The 17,907-nt window shown below is 44.8% G+C and carries 13 protein-coding genes; 1 reads left to right on the top strand and 12 read right to left on the bottom strand.

All coding sequences use genetic code 11. From position 1 onward, the window contains the following. Positions 1-29 precede the first annotated feature (29 nt). From H580_RS0111800 to rpoE, 5 genes are all read right to left on the bottom strand, one after another. Positions 30-1,277: a UDP-N-acetylglucosamine 1-carboxyvinyltransferase gene (locus tag H580_RS0111800; protein WP_028594970.1), complete on the bottom strand. Its 1,248-nt coding sequence runs from the start codon at positions 1,275-1,277 to the stop codon at positions 30-32. Between the two features lie 303 nt (positions 1,278-1,580). Beyond that, positions 1,581-2,435, bottom strand: a complete 855-nt coding sequence (gene fba / locus H580_RS0111795; RefSeq protein WP_028594969.1) for a class II fructose-1,6-bisphosphate aldolase — start codon at positions 2,433-2,435, stop codon at positions 1,581-1,583. 234 nt (positions 2,436-2,669) lie between these two features. Further along, complete coding sequence (locus H580_RS0111790; RefSeq protein WP_028594968.1) at positions 2,670-3,065, bottom strand: response regulator; 396 nt, start codon at positions 3,063-3,065, stop codon at positions 2,670-2,672. Between the two features lie 281 nt (positions 3,066-3,346). Beyond that, the gene (locus H580_RS0111785) at positions 3,347-4,948 is read right to left on the bottom strand and encodes a CTP synthase (RefSeq protein WP_028594967.1); all 1,602 of its coding nucleotides are present in this window, start codon (positions 4,946-4,948) and stop codon (positions 3,347-3,349) included. 411 nt (positions 4,949-5,359) lie between these two features. Continuing rightward, positions 5,360-5,908 carry a DNA-directed RNA polymerase subunit delta gene (gene rpoE, locus H580_RS0111780; RefSeq protein WP_028594966.1) on the bottom strand — a complete coding sequence of 183 codons (549 nt, stop codon included), beginning with the start codon at positions 5,906-5,908 and terminating at the stop codon, positions 5,360-5,362. 399 nt (positions 5,909-6,307) lie between these two features. Here rpoE and H580_RS0111775 point away from each other — a divergent pair, with 399 nt between their 5' ends. After that, positions 6,308-7,462 (top strand): S8 family peptidase, encoded by a 1,155-nt coding sequence (locus tag H580_RS0111775; RefSeq protein WP_028594965.1) that lies wholly within the window; start codon positions 6,308-6,310, stop codon positions 7,460-7,462. 81 nt (positions 7,463-7,543) lie between these two features. On the opposite strand, the gene H580_RS0111770 is transcribed toward H580_RS0111775, so the two are convergent. The 7 genes from H580_RS0111770 to H580_RS0111740 form a co-directional block, all read right to left on the bottom strand. Then, positions 7,544-9,772, bottom strand: a complete 2,229-nt coding sequence (locus H580_RS0111770; protein ID WP_051217427.1) for a M1 family metallopeptidase — start codon at positions 9,770-9,772, stop codon at positions 7,544-7,546. Positions 9,773-10,030: 258 nt separating this feature from the next. Beyond that, positions 10,031-11,827, bottom strand: coding sequence for a carbon starvation protein CstA (cstA, locus tag H580_RS0111765; protein WP_028594963.1), 1,797 nt, complete (start codon positions 11,825-11,827; stop codon positions 10,031-10,033). A gap of 190 nt (positions 11,828-12,017) precedes the next feature. Further along, on the bottom strand, positions 12,018-12,845 hold the full coding sequence (locus H580_RS0111760; protein WP_028594962.1) for an energy-coupling factor transporter transmembrane component T family protein: 828 nt from the start codon (positions 12,843-12,845) through the stop codon (positions 12,018-12,020). Further along, positions 12,838-14,559, bottom strand: coding sequence for an ABC transporter ATP-binding protein (locus H580_RS0111755; RefSeq protein WP_028594961.1), 1,722 nt, complete (start codon positions 14,557-14,559; stop codon positions 12,838-12,840). The genes H580_RS0111760 and H580_RS0111755 overlap by 8 nt, the downstream gene beginning before the upstream one ends. A 49-nt stretch (positions 14,560-14,608) precedes the next feature. After that, positions 14,609-15,169 carry an ECF-type riboflavin transporter substrate-binding protein gene (locus H580_RS0111750; protein WP_245583552.1) on the bottom strand — a complete coding sequence of 187 codons (561 nt, stop codon included), beginning with the start codon at positions 15,167-15,169 and terminating at the stop codon, positions 14,609-14,611. Positions 15,170-15,362: 193 nt separating this feature from the next. Continuing rightward, a complete protein-coding gene (locus tag H580_RS0111745) occupies positions 15,363-16,121 on the bottom strand; it encodes a LytR/AlgR family response regulator transcription factor (RefSeq protein ID WP_028594959.1) in 759 nt (252 codons plus the stop codon). 2 nt (positions 16,122-16,123) lie between these two features. Beyond that, positions 16,124-17,881, bottom strand: coding sequence for a sensor histidine kinase (locus H580_RS0111740; RefSeq protein WP_028594958.1), 1,758 nt, complete (start codon positions 17,879-17,881; stop codon positions 16,124-16,126). Positions 17,882-17,907 lie beyond the last annotated feature (26 nt).

The raw sequence follows: 17,907 nt of genomic DNA, 5'->3' as shown, positions 1-17,907 counted from the left end.
ATGATTACCCGCAATGTGAACATTTATTCTTATTCCCTCCATATTTCTGCGCCCAGCATCGTCAAGTTAGAAACAAGGTTATCATACCCGCGGTCAATAAACTCGACACCTAACACTTCGGTAACACCATCTTCTACAAGTAATCCCCCGATAACCAAAGCAGCCCCAGCTCGCAAATCAGCGGCCTTGACTGTAGCAGCATGTAACTTAGAGCGTTCAATAATAGCAGAACGTCCTTCCACACGAATCTTGGCCCCCATACGCATTAGCTCAGGAACATATTTAAAGCGATTACTATACACATAATCCGTCAGCATACTTACACCTGATGCCTGTGTAAGTAGACTTGCCATAGGCGACTGTAAATCAGTAGCAAAGCCTGGGTATATTAGTGCTTTGACATCAATAGGCTCATACTCAGCCTTGCCAATAACACGAAGTGATTCGCCTGATTCAAGAATCTCTACACCCATTTCTTCCAACTTTGCAGTTAAAGCCTCCATATGCTTAGGAATTATATTATCAACGAGAAGATTACCTCGTGTTGCCGCTGCAGCAATCATATAAGTACCCGCTTGGATACGATCTGGAATAATCGAATGACGACAGCCATGCAAGCTGTCTACACCTTCGATACGAATCGTACCGGTACCGGCACCTTTAATTTTCGCACCCATCGCGTTCAGCAAGGTGGCTACATCTATAATTTCAGGCTCTTTAGCCGCATTTTCAATCGTAGTAATACCTTTAGCTCTTGTTGCCGCCAGCATAATGTTAATCGTAGCGCCTACACTCGCTACATCCAAGTAAACTTTAGCTCCACGAAGTTCTTTTGCATAAATATGGATGGAACCATGGTCATTGGTGACCGTAGCCCCTAGTGCCTCAAACCCTTTAATATGTTGATCAATAGGACGCGGTTCAAAACTGCAGCCACCAGGCATGCCAATTGTCGCTTCTCCGAATCGCCCCAATAAAGCACCCATCAAGTAATAAGAAGCTCTCAGCTTCTTTACAAGACCATTGTGCATAGGTATAGAAATCATACGAGAAGGATCAATGTGCATCGTATTCCCGTCCCAGCTTACATCCCCACCCAATTCAACGAGGATTTCACTGTACGTTTCTACATCGCTAATCACTGGCAGGTTCTCCAACACTACGGTTGTCTCTGCCAAAATAGCAGCAGGAACAAGCGCAACTGCACTATTCTTAGCCCCACTTATCTGTACAGTACCATGCAACGGACGACCGCCCTGAATCATTATCTTTTCCATAGTTGTAAAATGCTCCTCCTACGCCTTGCATACCTGCTTACCCGGATTGCTCGAAATAATAACTCATATCGCGATCACAGCAACACACTTCTACGATACAACACAACGGAACCCATTACGCACATGTAACTGATTGTAATTGTCCCGTCCTACATTCTTCCCTATGAATTCGCTATATCTATACAATTGTACTACAATAACTAGACTAATGAAAAATGTTGAATAAGTAGAAAATGGGAAGAACACCGGACAGTCCCAGTGTCATTCCCATATCCGTTAACGTGCGAATGCGATCATCGCTTGTTATGCTTGGTTGCTGCTTCCGAACAAACGGATTTTTTCACGAACAACTTCAACGATAGATTCACGCGCTGGAGTCAAGTATTTACGAGGATCGTAAACTGTTTCTTGCTTCGCAAGAGATTCGCGAATCGTCTTCGTGAAGGATACTTGGTTCTCCGTGTTCACGTTGATCTTACCTACGCCGCATGCAACAGCTTTCTTGATTGCGTCGTCAGGAACACCAGAACCACCGTGAAGAACGATTGGAACTGGAATCTTGCTCGTAACAGCTTCCATAATATCAAAGTGAAGCTTAGGCTCGCCTTTGTACATACCATGAGCAGTACCTACAGCGATTGCCAAAGCATCAACGCCTGTCTCTTCATAGAAGCGAATTGCTTCTTCTGGATCAGCCAATTGTGCATGTGCTTCATCAACTGTCAAGTCGTCCTCTGTACCGCCGATTGTACCCAATTCACCTTCAACGGATACGCCCATAGCGTGTGCAGCTTTAACAACTTCTTTAGTCAAACGGATGTTGTCTTCGTATGCATGATGGGAACCATCGAACATAACGGAAGAGAATCCTGCACGGATACACTTCATAGCTACTTCAAATGTGCTACCATGGTCAAGGTGCAATGCGATTGGCAAGCCGGATTTCTTAGCAGCTGCTTCAGCCATTGCTACAGTGTACTCGATACCCATGTACTTCAACGCACCTTCGGAAACACCGAAGATAAGTGGGGAGTTCTCAAGCATACCAGCTTCTGTGATAGCTTGTACAAACTCAAGGTTGTTGATGTTAAACTGACCTACAGCAAATTTGTTTGCTTTAGCTTTAGGCAGGAATTCGTTCATCGATACTAATGGCATGGTTACTTCCTCCTATGGATTGTCGTCTGTTTCTGTTATGGCTAGCCGACATCTTTACAGTCGTTATTATACCACAATTGCACATCAAAAAATATACAAACTCTTGACAACAAACGAAGTTCCCAAACGACATTGTCAAGGATTATATGGTTAAAATGTCCGTTGTTATATATACATGGATATTAAGCCTAATTATCTCACCAAAACTTTATCTAAGTATGCCATTTATAGCGCTTACGAAGATATAGATACCGACGAACCTGAAGAACGCTCTAGTGTCATGTTGACAGCAACACGCATTTCATCAATATCAAACGGCTTCGTAAAATGCATCAGTGCTCCCAGATCGGTCGCTTCCTTTATCATGTCGAGCTCACCATAAGCAGTCATCATAATCACATTTAAGTCTGGCTTCATTTCTTTAATTTGCTTCAATATTTCAAGGCCATCCATGCCGGGGATCTTCATATCAAGCAGCACAATGTCAGGTGTCTCGTTGCGCACAATTTCTAAGGCCAACTTGCCATTGGATGCCTGATAAGTTATATACCCTTCGCTGCTGAACACTTCCATGAGAAGAACACGTATACCGTTCTGGTCATCTACGATCAATACTTTCTTCTTATCCAACTGGTACCCCTCCCATTGTGTTTCACGAACGAGCAATGGTAGCCAAATGACTATCCCTCGCTTGCCCGACCATCTTATCGTCATGATGGGCAAAAACGTCGTAAAAGTACATATTCGCGTCTTCCCTTAAAATTCCTTCTTTGAAAAAGAAATCGCTTAAAGTTTCCAAAAAAATGTCGAACAACAACATCATTACTAAAGCCTATGTAATAAAAAAAGCGAGTGCATGCCCTTTGCAATAACTAGGCACACACTCGCTTCTTATATATTTTCAACAATAATTAACCGCGGTTCTTAATTGCAGCTTTGACGAATTCACGGAATAGTGGCTGCGGACGGTTAGGACGAGAGATAAACTCCGGATGGAATTGAACTGCCAAGAACCACGGATGGTCTGGAAGTTCCACAATCTCAACAAGACGCCCATCAGGAGATGTACCTGAGAACACAAATCCTGCACGTTCCATTTGCTCACGATATTCATTGTTGAATTCGTAGCGATGACGATGACGCTCGTAAACAAGTTCATCTTGGTAGCAATCCATCGCAAGTGTACCTGGTAGCAATTTGCATGGATACAAGCCAAGGCGCATCGTACCGCCAAGATCCTCAATATCCTTCTGTTCTGGCAGAATATCAATAACAGGATATTCTGTAGCCGGGTTAATCTCAGAGCTGTTCGCATCTTGAAGACCAACAACAGAACGAGCATACTCAATTACTGCCACTTGCATACCCAAGCAAATACCGAAGAATGGAACCTTGTTCTCACGCGCATAGCGAATCGTAGTTACTTTACCTTCTACGCCACGATCACCAAATCCGCCTGGTACAAGAATACCGTGTACGCCGCTAAGTTGCTCAGCTACGTTCTCTGCTGTAATTAATTCTGCATCGACCCAACGAACCTTAACATCCGAGTTCGCTTCAAAGCCAGCATGAGACAATGCTTCTACAACGGACAAGTATGCATCATGCAACGCAACATATTTACCAACGATTGCAATCTCAACTTGCTCTTCAAGCGACTTCACGCGATCAACAAGCTGCAACCAGTCACCCATATCAGGTTCAGGCGTCTGAAGCTTCAAGTGATTCACAACGATTTCATCCATACCTTGTTCACGAAGCATCAATGGTACTTCATACAAAGTAGAAGCATCTTGGCATTCTACAACTGCATTTGCATCAATGTCGCAGAAGAGAGCAATCTTCTTCTTCATTTCTTCTGTGATCGGTACTTCAGTACGCAACACCAGCATATTTGGTTGAATACCGATGCTGCGCAATTCCTTAACGCTATGCTGCGTTGGCTTCGTCTTCACTTCACCAGCAACTTTAATGTAAGGAATTAGCGTTACGTGAATATACATCACATTTTCGCGGCCTACATCACTCTTGATTTGTCGAATAGCTTCTAGATATGGCAAGCTTTCGATATCACCAACCGTACCGCCAATCTCTGTAATGACTACATCCGAACCAGATTCTTTACCAGCGCGGAATACACGCTCTTTAATCTCGTTCGTAATGTGAGGAATAACCTGAACAGTACCACCCAAGTATTCACCGCGACGCTCTTTGGAAATAACCGAAGAGTACACTTTACCTGTAGTTACATTGCTGTTCTTAGATAGGTTAATGTCAATAAAACGTTCGTAGTGACCCAAATCGAGATCCGTCTCTGCACCATCGTCCGTCACGAATACTTCACCGTGTTGGTAAGGACTCATAGTTCCTGGGTCCACGTTAATGTATGGGTCAAACTTTTGGATTGTAACTTTCAATCCGCGATTTTTGAGCAATCTGCCCAGGGATGCAGCCGTTATCCCTTTACCCAAAGATGATACGACGCCGCCCGTTACAAAAATATACTTTGTCACTGGTGAAACCCTCCTATGATCAAGTGCATTCATGACAAGTCCTCGGGAGGCTTTGATTGCGAATCAGGTTCGATGCCATTTGATGCATGTAGTTATCGTAACCCATTTGCAGGTGAAAAATTGATGCTGAGAAGCATGAAATTTATCATGATCTCTCCGCCCGTTTCCACAAATCAATACCTATAAAAAACAAAAAAGTGACTCCCGTGGTCACGGGGCACTTTATACTCACAATATATATATAATTAATAGATAAATCCAAAGCCCATATGCTAGTTTACTCGTTAGGTTGTCCAATGTCAAGGGAAGGAGAAGGGGAAAAAATAAGTATAAAAAAGCCATCCAAACCTACTTAAAGCAACAATGCTCCAATAGTTGGACGGCTTTTGAAAAACGAGGCGCTATTGCCTATTATTTTTCTTCTTCCTCGTCTTCATATTCATCTTCTGAGTCCTCATCTTCCGATGCTTCCTCATCCAAATCCTCTTCTTCGATCATAACTTCTTCTTCGTCTTCTTCGACTTCAGAATCTTCGTCTCTGAATGCATCATCTTCGCTGTCATCATCTGCAAAGTCAAAGTCGTCGTTGTTATAGGAATCGTCTTCCTCTGTGTAGTCATCGTCCTCTAGATCATCATCATCATCGTTGATAATGCGCGGACGCTTCGTACCACCTGTAATATTCTCATCAGCGCGGTCAACTGGGTACCAGCGTTTCAAGCCCCACATGTTGCTTCCTACACAAGCGAATCGACCATCGATATTAATCTCGGTATATAACTGAGCGATGACATCAAGAATTTGCTCCTCTGTCAATCCACGAAGCTTCGCTACTTCATTCATAAGGTCACGGTAGTAGAAAGGCGTGTTGGCTGCTTTCAATATTTCAAAAGCAAGATCCACCATCGGCATTTCTTGTACTTTGTCGGGATCCAGCTTCAATTCCAACGGGGTGCTCATACGTACACATCCTCTCGCAAAAGTTCAATAAAACACTGCTTTATCTACAAACATATCCATGTTCACACCTTAGTAAAACCGATTTGAAGTGAAAATGCAAGTTTTCTTATTCCAAATGAGCCGATATGCCAATCTAGGAGCAATTACGCTTAAATTCGTCAAAATAAAAAGAAACGCGAAGGCTCCCCTTCGCGTTCGACTGTATCCGCGCCGGAGGGCAGTTCGCTGCTCCAGCTATGGCCTGCAGAGCCTGATAAAGCTCTACTCCATACTATGTCCTGAGTCTTTAATTGACACGGAATAAGGCCTAACTTCATTAAAAAAGGCAGCTATACCAGTCCACCTCACACCAAATCGCATACGATACATTCACAAGACCTGTCGGGAGGGGAATGCACATTGGATGTGTCTGTCTTTCTCCACCTAGTACTTCAAGAGATCTCCTCTGGCGGACAAGGCTTACGCCCATACCTTATCGGCTTCAACGATCAGAGTCTCTACGAGCGCTGTCGTAAAGCCCTAAAAGATCTGCGTTATAGCCACCCCGCTTTAGCAAGCATCGAGGAAAGGCCGATTATATCCAGCCTCCGCTGTTATTTTCCTAAGAGGTTGGAACAGCGTTGGTATCCGTTCAAACAAGCGCTCACTGTCGAAGAGGATACTCGTATGTTGATCAAGACCACCTTCCGCACGACTTCTACTGGGGAAAGAGGTATTCCATGGGGAGTACGCCACATTAAAGCCCCGCATGCATGGAGCACCACGACTGGTCATCGGGTCCGGATCGGTGTTATTGATACCGGAGCCGATTACCACCACCCCGATCTGCGACACTCACTTTTGTCAGGAATCAACTTTGTTCAACCTGGACGCCCTCCACAAGATGATAATGGACACGGTACTCATATAGCCGGAACGATCGCAGCCGCCAATCAAATGTACGGCATCATCGGAGTGGCGCCACGTGCACTCATACACCCCGTCAAGTCTTTTGATGAGAATGGGTCCGCCTATGTATCTGATATCGTGCAGGGCATCGAGTGGTGTGTGCGCAACAAGCTTCACCTTATTAATATGAGCTTTGGCATGAAGACGCGCAGTAAATCCTTGCTAAATGCAGTAACTCAAGCTACCAACGCAGGCATTGCCGTGGTCGCCTCCTCTGGCAATGATGCCAAGCGAAAAACGATTGACTATCCTGCCCGCTACAGCCAAACCATCTCTGTAGGAGCTACCGATAACAGTCGTCGTATTGCACCATTCAGCAACCGAGGGACCTATGTTGATATATATGCACCTGGAGATAAAATTGTATCGGCATGGCTTCACGGCAATTATCACGAAATGAGCGGAACATCGATGGCTACCTCCCATGTAAGCGGCGCTATTGCTCTACTTCTTGCACTTAAGCCTGAATTAAAGCCAACCGAAATCAAAGCTCTACTTCGTCGTACAGCCAACCCTATTTATCCATTGCGTGGACGTGCCAGCAGTATTAAAGAGAGTGCAGCAGGAGAAATTGATATCGCAAGACTACTTCAAGAATGTAGATAAGCACCCAACCAAAACACCCGTCCCTGTTGGCCCAGAGACGGGTATTCGTTATATGGCTTCACTTCTTCTAGACGTCAGCCTCTATTCAAAAAGCTTTGAGATTGGGTTATCTTGAGACTTTTCCGCAGTCACTTTACCTTGTCCATTCATTTGGAACCATTGATAAAAGTCGCTGCTAAAGTTCGATGTCTTCATTATGGTTTGCAGCATAATAGGCCAAGCTTTAGCGTTAACCTGCTCTGACGTCCAATACATGTGCATAAGTAGGCGGTCTTTATGATAAGGATGCTTTACCATATAAACTCCGGATGTATCTTTCTGCTGCATCGCCTTGTTCCAATCCAATTGAATAGCCTTTGCTCCCTTTTGAATGCCTGGCTTCAATGCTTGAATAACCGGATTGCGGCCAGAACTGCCGATCGCAATAATATGACTCTTCGAAAGTTCTTTCTCCAGCTGCTTCTTCACTAACGAGCGCTCTGTTACAATTTCCGCTTCAGCCCCACCCATTTGCATCAGAGTTTGAATCTGTTCTGCTAACTGCTTTTGTTGTTCCATAGCCCTTTTTGTTACACCATCGCTAAGCACGATCGTTACGGGCTCCCCATTATAGGCACGATGGTACATACGGGCAAACACTTCTTGCGGTAAGTTGGAGTTACCCTCGAAAATTTGATCGTACGTCGACTTCATCATGAGTCCCATAAGACGCTGCTCTTCTTCAGGTGTTAGCTTATACTCGTCCGATATATCAAAGTTTGGTTCATACAGCGCTTTGCGCATATGCTTTTGAATGTCTGCGCCAGCGATATCTCCTATGGTTTGCAGCCAGTCTGTAATCGCAGCGTTTCGAAGTGCATAACGATTGTAGTACTCTTGCATAATACGATCGAAGGTTGGTTGTCCTACTTTTCGATACAACTCATAAACGGCTAACCGACCTCTTTCATAGTAAAGCGGGTGCGCCTCATCTCCTGCCTCTTCGTTGTTGGAGGCGATTGCTTTATCTAAAGGCTCTGATGCCATACGCATCCCGTTAAAGCCTTGCATGTCATCCTTTTGTTCTTCATAGAAGTAGGAAGTTGCAAAGTGAGTTAATCCCTCATCTAAAAATGCTTCTGTCTCGGAGTTGTTACCGATAATCGCATGGAACCACTGATGGGCAATTTCATGAATAAATACCGAATCATCTTCCACAGCTTGTTGATCAGAAATCTGACCCATCTGGATTACCCGTGTATATTCAATCGCAACGCCCTCAACATATGTCTCCATGATACGGAAATCTTTATAAGGATAGGCTCCGAAGTTTTTTCCGAAAAACTCAATCGCCTTAGCTGCTTGTTCGACATAACGCTCGGCCACTTTCTCTTTTTCTTTGCTATCTCCGAAATAGTACATTTCAATATGGATTCCATTTACGTTCTTTGACTTCACTTTGTAGTCTGGACTAGCAAAGAATACGAATTCGCGCGTCTTATCGGCAGTGGCCGTGATAACTTTACGACCACTCCCAGCAGGTGTCTCTTGCAGCTGTCCCGGCATGCTTATTTTATACTTGCTCGGTACATTCAGGCTTACTTTATAGTCAGACGCTTCAAAATAATCGGATTCGAGCGTCTTGCTATACGGCAGGCGATTCCATTCATGCTTCCCTTCATCATACATCGCTAAAATAGGATAGAAATGAACAGCACTGATTAAATCCTTATAATGTGCCATACGCTGCATTCCAAATGGAATATCAATCGTATAATCAAGCTCAACGATCACTTCCTCGCCTGGCTTGATTGTTTTGCCAAGCTTAACGGTTAATGATTGATTTTTATTTTCGAAACTAAGTTTACCGTCGTTCGACTTGTCCATAACTCGCTGAACATCTATACCACCTAAAAAGTCTTCAGGCTTCTTATCAGGATACGCTTTGGCAATGTCCTTGTTGCGTCCTTGAAACATAGATGTCTGCGTATCGACGGAACGATAAGAGTCCGCAAACGTATGGAAAACAAGCTCTGACAAGTCGTCCTTCGTTTCATTACGAAACAAGACAGACTGAGTACCAGAAAGCTTCATTTGTTTCTCATCTAGTTGGAGATTAATCGTATATTGAATAGGGCTCGTCCGTTGGCCATCTTCTACTAGATTCACTTTATGGTCTGCTGGTAGAGTAACAGCCTGTGCGTTCTTTACGGCTTGATTACTGGCTGCTGCCCCTGCGAAAGATGGAGTCATTAGAAATTGTGCTGCTAGTGTGACCGATAATAGGCCAGCAGCCATTCGGATGAAGCGATTTGACTGTTTGTTTTTCATATTTTCAAACCTCCTGGTGCGGATCAAGTTGCTGGGTGTCATTTAATGAGTTCTTTCATGCATTTGTTTTTTATTATAAAAGTGGATTCTATAGAGTACCTTAGATTACCCTTGCAGCATAAGCCATGAAGCTTACAGTATTGTCAGGTAAATAGACTACTTAAAGTTTTAGACACAAAAAAACAAGGCACCTCCGAAGAGATGCCCTGTCCATCTAAGATGACTGTACCTGATGGTATATAGTAATTTGGGATTACATTAAGTCGCAGATACTTTTTCTAGTATTGGTCGTGGTGTGTTCCACAATTGCGTCCATTTCTTAATCGCAGAAACCATAATAATGATTCCGAGAACTAGCATAATGATCGACAATGCTGCATTTAGAACACTGTAGCCTTTCGCAGCTTCGTTCAAGTACACATTTTGAATCATCCAGAACCCTGCATAGTTTACCGTAATGAATAAGTATGCAAGAGGGACGAGACAAGTAAGTACATACCAACGCTTATCCGCAATTTTCAAAATAACCGTCGCTCCGATAATAAGACCAATCGATGCCATCAACTGGTTCGATACCCCGAACAATGCCCATACCGAGCCGATATCGCCAGAGAAGAGCAAGTAGCCCCACATAAAGCAAGCCAATGCACTTGCAAAGATTGCTCCTGGTACCCAATCTACACGCTTAAGCGGCTTGTAAATTTCACCGAAGAAGTCTTGAATCAAGTAACGAGATACGCGAGTACCTGCGTCGATTGCTGTTAGAATGAAAACTGCCTCAAACATAATTACGAATTGGAAGAAGAACGCTGCCAAGTTTTCAAACCAAGGAATTTGTGTGAAAATATACGTCATCCCTACCGCCAACGTAACTGCGCCGCCTGTTCTTCCTTCTAGATCCAAGCCAATTTGCTGTGCCAATTCAGGCAAGTGTACAACTTCCATACCAAGTGTCTTGAACACTTCAGGTGTCGAGTTAATTGCAAAGTAGTCAGCTGGCTGCAATGCAGTTGCTGCAATAAGAGCCATAATCGCTACTACACACTCTACCAGCATCGCACCAAAGCCAACACTCTTAATATCGCTCCAGCGGTTAACCATTTTTGGCGTTGTTCCAGAACCAACAAAGGCATGGAAACCAGAAATCGCACCGCAGGCAATCGTAATCGAGATGAACGGCCACACCGGACCAGCCAGTATTGGACCGCCGCCATTAATAAATTCCGTTACAGCCGGGAAAGGAATCGCCGGGTTGATAACAAACACACCGATAATCAAGGCGATAAACACGCCAATTTTCATAAAACTGCTCAAATAATCACGTGGTGCAAGCAAGAGCCATACTGGCAATGCTGCTGCAAAGAATGCGTATATCGGCAAAATGATAGCCAATGTACTTGCATCTAGCGTTAACCAGTCGCCAAGCATTGTGCCTTGAATGTAAGGACCAGCGAATACGCCGACCATCATCAAAATAAATCCGACTGTCGTTGCAAGCTTCAAGTTGCCTGTCTTCTTATGGAACAAGCCAACCCCGATTGCAATCGGAATTGTAATCGCAACTGCGAATGTTCCCCATGGATTGTTCTCCAACGCATGAAGGACAACCATTGACAAACCTGCCATTGTGATCGTAATGATGAACAACATTGCCAAGCCTGTACAGAAACCAGCTACAGGGCCAAGCTCTTCTTTCGCTACCTCAGAAAGTGACTTTCCTTCTTTGCGCATCGAAGCGAACAACACGACCATGTCGTGCACAGCGCCCCCGATAACCGCACCGACCAATAGCCATATCAAACCTGGTAAATAACCAAACTGGGCTGCTAGTATCGGTCCAACGAGCGGACCTGCTGCAGCAATTGCTGCGAAGTGGTGACCAAATGTCACCCATTTATTAGATGGCACATAATCTTTACCGTCATTTAATTCATGCGCAGGTGTAGGCTTGGAATCATCCAACTTCAATACCTTCGCTGCCATAAATGTTCCATATAGACGATAAGCTATCATAAGAATACATATAGAACCGATTACTATCGTTACCGCGTTCATGGAGATCGACTCCCTTCTCAACTTTCTATACTTGTATTTTATGAGATGAAAATGGAAATAAAGCGTTTTCAAAATAAAATGCACAAGATTCGCTTCTACTTGCAAAAATCGAGGGTTGAGTTGCAACAAACAAAAAAGATCGAGCTCAGGTTCCTACAAACCACGGCTCGATCTCTCAAATCTACTATTATTAAAACGGATACCAGAATGTCCCGAAGCCCTTTACTCGTACCGTAATAGACACAGCCAATACAACTGCACAGACGATGACGACAATAACATCCACTCTTCCCCATGGAGAAGAGGAATACCATGTCCGTTTCGCATGTTTACCGAAGCCACGCAAGTCCATTGCATTCGCCACCGTATCAATCCGCGCAAGCGAAGATTGTACAAGCGGAATTGCTATTGCTGCATAATGTTTTAAACGCTGAACAATCGTCCCTTCCCCGCGAGCCAATCCGACTCCGCGAGCCTGCATCGCATTTGAGATGCTAAGGAAGTCTTTTTTCAGGTCAGGAATGTAGCGAAACGCAATATTAAAGGCATAGGCAATTTTGTATGGCACACCTAGTCGGTTCACGCTGCCCGCAAAACGAGTCGGATGCGTCGTATATACAAACAATACCGAAATAGGCATCAGCGACATATATTTCATCGATAGTGTCAGTATATAAAATACGGTCTCAAGTGTAAGCACCTCATAACCTAAGTCTATGAGTACTGTCGTCGTCCCGTTCACTTCACTTCCATAGGCAGGTGAAACAAGTATCGTAAATATAGAATTGAATATATTGAATACGATAATAACCCATACGAGCAGCCTGATGCGTGTCCAAGGCAGCTGTGCACTCTTAAGGAGTCCAATCCCCAAGAGGAAAAGAACTATAAAAACACGAATGTCTTGGAATAAAAAGACGATTACTGTCCATGCAAGCAGCATAAGCAGTTTAACGGCACCGTCTAATCGATGGAACAGAGTATCCCGCTCGATATACAACATGCCCGCTTTACTCATGCTCACTCACCTGCTTCTTAAGTTTCTCGTATTGGATAAAGTGACGCACCAACGCTTCTGGAGTTGCCACCTCAGTCGAACGGGAAAGCATACTCAAGGATGTTTCCTTTAAATTCGCACGATTCATAATCTCTGTGTTGGTCAGTACACTAGCCGTAGAGCCTGATGCAATAATCTCTCCATTGCAAAGTACGGCAGCACGCTCTGTATATTCCAGCGCCAGATGCATATCGTGGGTAATAAAGAGCAGCGAAACGCCTTGCTCCGCTAGTCGTGACAAGAAGCTCATAAACTTCGTATAATGCTTGAAATCCTGCCCGGCAGTTGGCTCGTCCACAATAATAAGCTTCGGCTCCGTCACCAAGATGGACGCGATCGTAACCCGCTTCTTCTGCCCGTAGCTAAGCGCAGATACAGGCCAATCACGATAACTGTACAAGCCGCAAATACGCAGCACTTCTTCTACTTTAGCAGTGATTTCTGCTTGAGGCACCCCTTGTATACGCAGTGCCAAGCCGACTTCATCCCTAATCATCGTTTGGGTAATCATATGATTCGGGTTCTGCATCACGTAACCAATCTGCTCGCCTCTACGACGGATTGACCATTGACGAATAGACTCTCCGTTAAGCAAAATATCGCCTGATGTCGGCTTCACCATGCCCGTCAACAGCTGAGATAAGGTAGTCTTTCCTGCTCCATTATTGCCAAGCAGCGCTACTCGTTCACCTGCTCCGATCTTCAAGGAAACACCTTTAATCACTTCCTTACCTTCCCCGTAGGCAAAACGAACATCTTGCAGCTCTAGCAGGGGTGCAGACTCACTTTTCATCGAAGAGTTATCGATCACTTCAACCCATTCTCCAAGTGCTCGCCGCACTTGCTCATTGCTGCTCAATATCTCCAAAGAAGATGGTTGAACCGTTGGTGTCAGTTCGCATCCCGCATACTTCAATGCTGAAATATACAAAGGCTCTCGCAGACCATTTTCCTGCATCACATTTGATGAAAGTATCTCGTCAGGCGTACCAACCGCAACGATTCTGCCTTCTGACATCACAACGATGCGGTCAACTGGCTGTTCCAGCACATCTTCAATTCGGTGCTCAATGATAATAACGGTCTTGCCGCTGTCACGATGAATGTCTTCAATCAGCTTCATCGCATGTTTACCACTCGCAGGGTCCAAATTCGCCAACGGCTCATCAAACAGCAGAATATCAACGTCCATGGACATGACCCCTGCCAAAGAAACTCGCTGTTTCTGGCCGCCAGACAGTTCATGGGGACTTTGATTCAAGTGCTCCAGCATATCAACCATACTAAGCGCTTCGGCTACCCGCGGCTTCATCTCTTCAGGAGCAACACAATCATTTTCGAAAGCGAAGGCAACATCTTCGTCTACCGTCAATCCAATGAATTGACTGTCCTGATCCTGCATGATCGTACCGACACTGCGGCTAATCTCAAAAATACTTTGCTCTGCTGGGCAGCGACCCTTCAATGTGTAATCGCCTGATATTTTCCCTTTGTGGGCGAATGGAATTAGCCCATTGATACAATGGGCTAACGTGGATTTGCCGGAACCGCTTGGGCCAGCTATTAATATTTTTTCCCCAGGGTAAATATCGAGGCATATGTCATGAAGGGTAGGCTCAGCCAAGCTGCTATATTGAAAGCTAAACTGATTAAAAGAAAGAATGGATTCTGCCATCTTATTCATTGCCCCTATTTGCCTTTATTCAAGGATTACTGCAATCCTATTACTTTGATACTTTGAGATTGGAATTGCTGCGATTCACTTTCAACAATCCAAGTACAGCACCAACACCTAGAACAACATGCACGGTAATGTTAGACAAAGAAGCCGCTGTGAATTGCAATAGCATTTTATCTGGCGCTTCTCCAAACAGATAAATATCAAGCACGCTAGAAATACCGAACCCAACGACCAATGCCAATGATCCGACAATAGCTAAAGTGGCAATATTACCTTTGGTTGCACGCCCTTCTTTAACACTAAATGACTTGCTCATAAATACGAGTCCCATACCTAGACCGCTAATCGCCGATCCCAACACCCAGGACCACCAGATCGTTCCACTAGATAAGTCGAACACGATGTGACCGATAGCCCCGCTCAAAAAGCCAACGATAGGACCGAACAAAGCTCCAAATATCGTCAAGATTGCAATTGCTGGACGCAGTCCAGTCTGTGGTGCTACCGGAATCGAAACCCAGTTAAGCAAACCGTACAATGCCGCTCCGATTCCAATCGCAACAACCGTCTTCGTGTCCAAGTTGAAAATAGATTGCTTCATCATCTTCACCCTTTCTTCTCCAATATGGATGTATCGCGCGCCCGCTTGTGCAGGTAGCATCATTTGTATATTACAATCTATATGCCAATCTAGTTGTACATAAAACAAGCCACTACCTTCTATGGCAAATGGCTTAGATTGCAAGCATTATTATAGCAAGGTGCGTGTAATTATGCACCAATATTTTGCCTGCCTTTTATAGACCAAGTTTCTGCTTCAAGTCTTTCACATACGTGCGGCTGACCGGTATACTTGCACCGTCTTTCATTTTCATCACATACGTAGAATGGAACCATGGTTCAATCTCTTTTACATAATCTACATTAACTAAATAGGAGCGATGAACACGAAGCATAGAAGGGTGATTCAGCTTGCGCTCCAGCACGGTCAACGCTTCACATACCTTATAACGCTGTCCTTCCGTCACAACGACTGCTTTACCTTCTTCAGACTCGATATAAATAATACGGTCCACATGTAGAACCGCAATTCGCTCATCTACGGTCACTGCTAAACGTTCTGTTCGCTCCAGAGTTTTAGAAGCCGCTGAGACAGATGAGCCACCAGCCGCAGCAGGCTGAGATGCAGGAACCGCTAACCGCTGGACAAGTTTCTCCACTGTCTGCTGTATACGCGCCTCTTCGTATGGTTTTAAGATGTAATCTGTAGCATTCAACTCAAATGCCTTCAGGGCATATTCATCATAAGCTGTCGCAAATACGATCGCAGAGTGGCATCCATCTTCCTTGAGTCGTTCTGCAATCTCAATGCCTGTTGCATCCGACAGCTGAATATCAAGGAAGATCACATCAGGCGTTGTTTCCTGAATGCCATCCAGCGCCTCTTCATACGACTCAGCCTCTCCGACAATGTCCACCCGCTTCGTTCTGCGAAGCAAATACATGAGCTCATCCCTTGCCAATGGCTCATCATCAACAACAAACGCCCTAATCATGCCTACGCACCTTCCTTAGTGTCATTTCGCGGCAGTTTAATGATTACCGTAGTCCCTTCTCCTAGACTGCTCTCTACTATAAAAGAAGCTTGGCTGCCGTAAATTTCTTGAATCCGACTGCGAATATTAACAAGTGCTGTTCCCGTACCCTCCTGCGAAGGCACCACTTCCCTGCCAAGCGCACCGATAGCATCTGCCGAAATACCTCTACCGTTATCTTCTGTTATAAGCAGCATCGTATCTCCCTCCGCTTCCGAGCAAATACGAACATACCCTGTTCCTTTGAAGCCTTTACCGAATCCATGCCTCACTGCATTCTCCACTAACGGCTGTAAAGTAAACGGCGGAATGAGCACTTCCTTAAATGAAGGATCAATGCAAAATTCAATCGTATACTTACCCGGGAAACGAGCCTGCTCAAGCGACAAATAAGCTTCCACATGCTCTAGCTCCTTATGAAGCGGAATGAGCATCGAGCGAGCCCCCTGAAGATTGCTGCGGAAAAAGACACTAAGCTGCTGCAGCAGCTTGCGTGCTTGTTCAGGGTTCGTTCTACAAAGTACAGATATGGTGTTAATCGCATTGAATAAGAAGTGCGGATGCACTTGCGCCTGCAGCGCTTTAATCTCTGCATCCTTGAGCAATCTGCTCTGCAGCTCTGCTTCTGCCAACTCCAATTGATTGGAGAACAGCTTACCAAGACCCTCCGCAAGCTCTTTCTCTACTTGATCTAGCCGAGATGGACTTTTAAAGTACAGCTTCAATGTCCCTACCGTCTTATTGCGTACATACAGCGGTATCACATAAGCTCCATGCAGTGGACAGTGTCCACTGGAGCATTGTATTTCTTCGCGGGAACAAGCCTTATGGACGAGCCCCTCGTCCAATACCCGCCGAGTTAGCCTTGTGGTAATCGGCTGCAAAGCAATATGATGATCAGCGCCTACGCCTACATGGGCGAGGATCCGTGCTCTATCCGTAATCGAGATGGCATCCGCATTCGTTTCTTTCAAAATAATAAGTGCTGCTTCGCGGCAAGAGCTTGCATTTAAACCCTGACGAAAATATGGCAACGTTTGATCCGCAATGTGCAGCACCTTATGTGTTTGCACAGCTCTGGAACGTTCTTCTTCTTGAAAAATGGATTGGATAATGGTCATAAATAAATACGTACCAAAGCCATTTACCGCAATCATCGGTATAGCAATAACCTGCACAAGCGCAAATGCCTCGGTTGACGGAGCCGCTACTAGCAAAATAATACCCATTTGGGCGCATTCCATTAAAATGCCTATCCCCGCTGCATGCCAAGGCGCATGTGGATTGCGAATTCGGAACTTACGCGCTATGAATCCGGTTACAACACCTGCCGCAATGGTGGAAAACGCACAGGCAACAGCCGTGAATCCCCCTAGGAACAAACGATGTAATCCTGCAATTACACCCACACCCGATCCAACAAGCGGCCCTCCCAGCAAGCCACCGATGACGACCCCCATAATTCGGGTATTCGCAATCGCACTATCTGGATCAACAGCTACATTCCATGCCTGCGAAGATACGAGTTCATTGTATATGTGTACCCCAGTATAGTTACTAACAACGCCAAATGAACCAAACACAACAATGAGCAGCACTTTCTCTTTCCATCCATGCTCATAGTGAATAATCCGTCGGAACGACTTCATCCGAGATAAGACAAAGGCGATAATAAGCAAGATACCTACTCTCTCTAGCATAAGAGGAAGTAATTGTAACATGGAATAGGCACCTCCGTGCTTCTATT

The sequence above is a fragment of the Paenibacillus assamensis DSM 18201 genome, from assembly GCF_000422445.1.
Lineage (GTDB): Bacteria > Bacillota > Bacilli > Paenibacillales > Paenibacillaceae > Paenibacillus_B > Paenibacillus_B assamensis.
This window is presented reverse-complemented; position numbering and strand designations above follow the sequence as displayed.

Coding starts and splice junctions, on each gene's coding strand:
- H580_RS0111750 (WP_245583552.1), bottom strand. CDS start 15,169: ATGATGAAGCAATCTATTTTCAACTTGGACACGAAGACGGTTGTTGCG.
- rpoE (WP_028594966.1), bottom strand. CDS start 5,908: ATGAGCACCCCGTTGGAATTGAAGCTGGATCCCGACAAAGTACAAGAA.
- H580_RS0111770 (WP_051217427.1), bottom strand. CDS start 9,772: ATGAAAAACAAACAGTCAAATCGCTTCATCCGAATGGCTGCTGGCCTA.
- H580_RS0111745 (WP_028594959.1), bottom strand. CDS start 16,121: ATGATTAGGGCGTTTGTTGTTGATGATGAGCCATTGGCAAGGGATGAG.
- H580_RS0111740 (WP_028594958.1), bottom strand. CDS start 17,881: ATGTTACAATTACTTCCTCTTATGCTAGAGAGAGTAGGTATCTTGCTT.
- H580_RS0111800 (WP_028594970.1), bottom strand. CDS start 1,277: ATGGAAAAGATAATGATTCAGGGCGGTCGTCCGTTGCATGGTACTGTA.
- H580_RS0111760 (WP_028594962.1), bottom strand. CDS start 12,845: ATGAGTAAAGCGGGCATGTTGTATATCGAGCGGGATACTCTGTTCCAT.
- H580_RS0111755 (WP_028594961.1), bottom strand. CDS start 14,559: ATGGCAGAATCCATTCTTTCTTTTAATCAGTTTAGCTTTCAATATAGC.
- fba (WP_028594969.1), bottom strand. CDS start 2,435: ATGCCATTAGTATCGATGAACGAATTCCTGCCTAAAGCTAAAGCAAAC.
- cstA (WP_028594963.1), bottom strand. CDS start 11,827: ATGAACGCGGTAACGATAGTAATCGGTTCTATATGTATTCTTATGATA.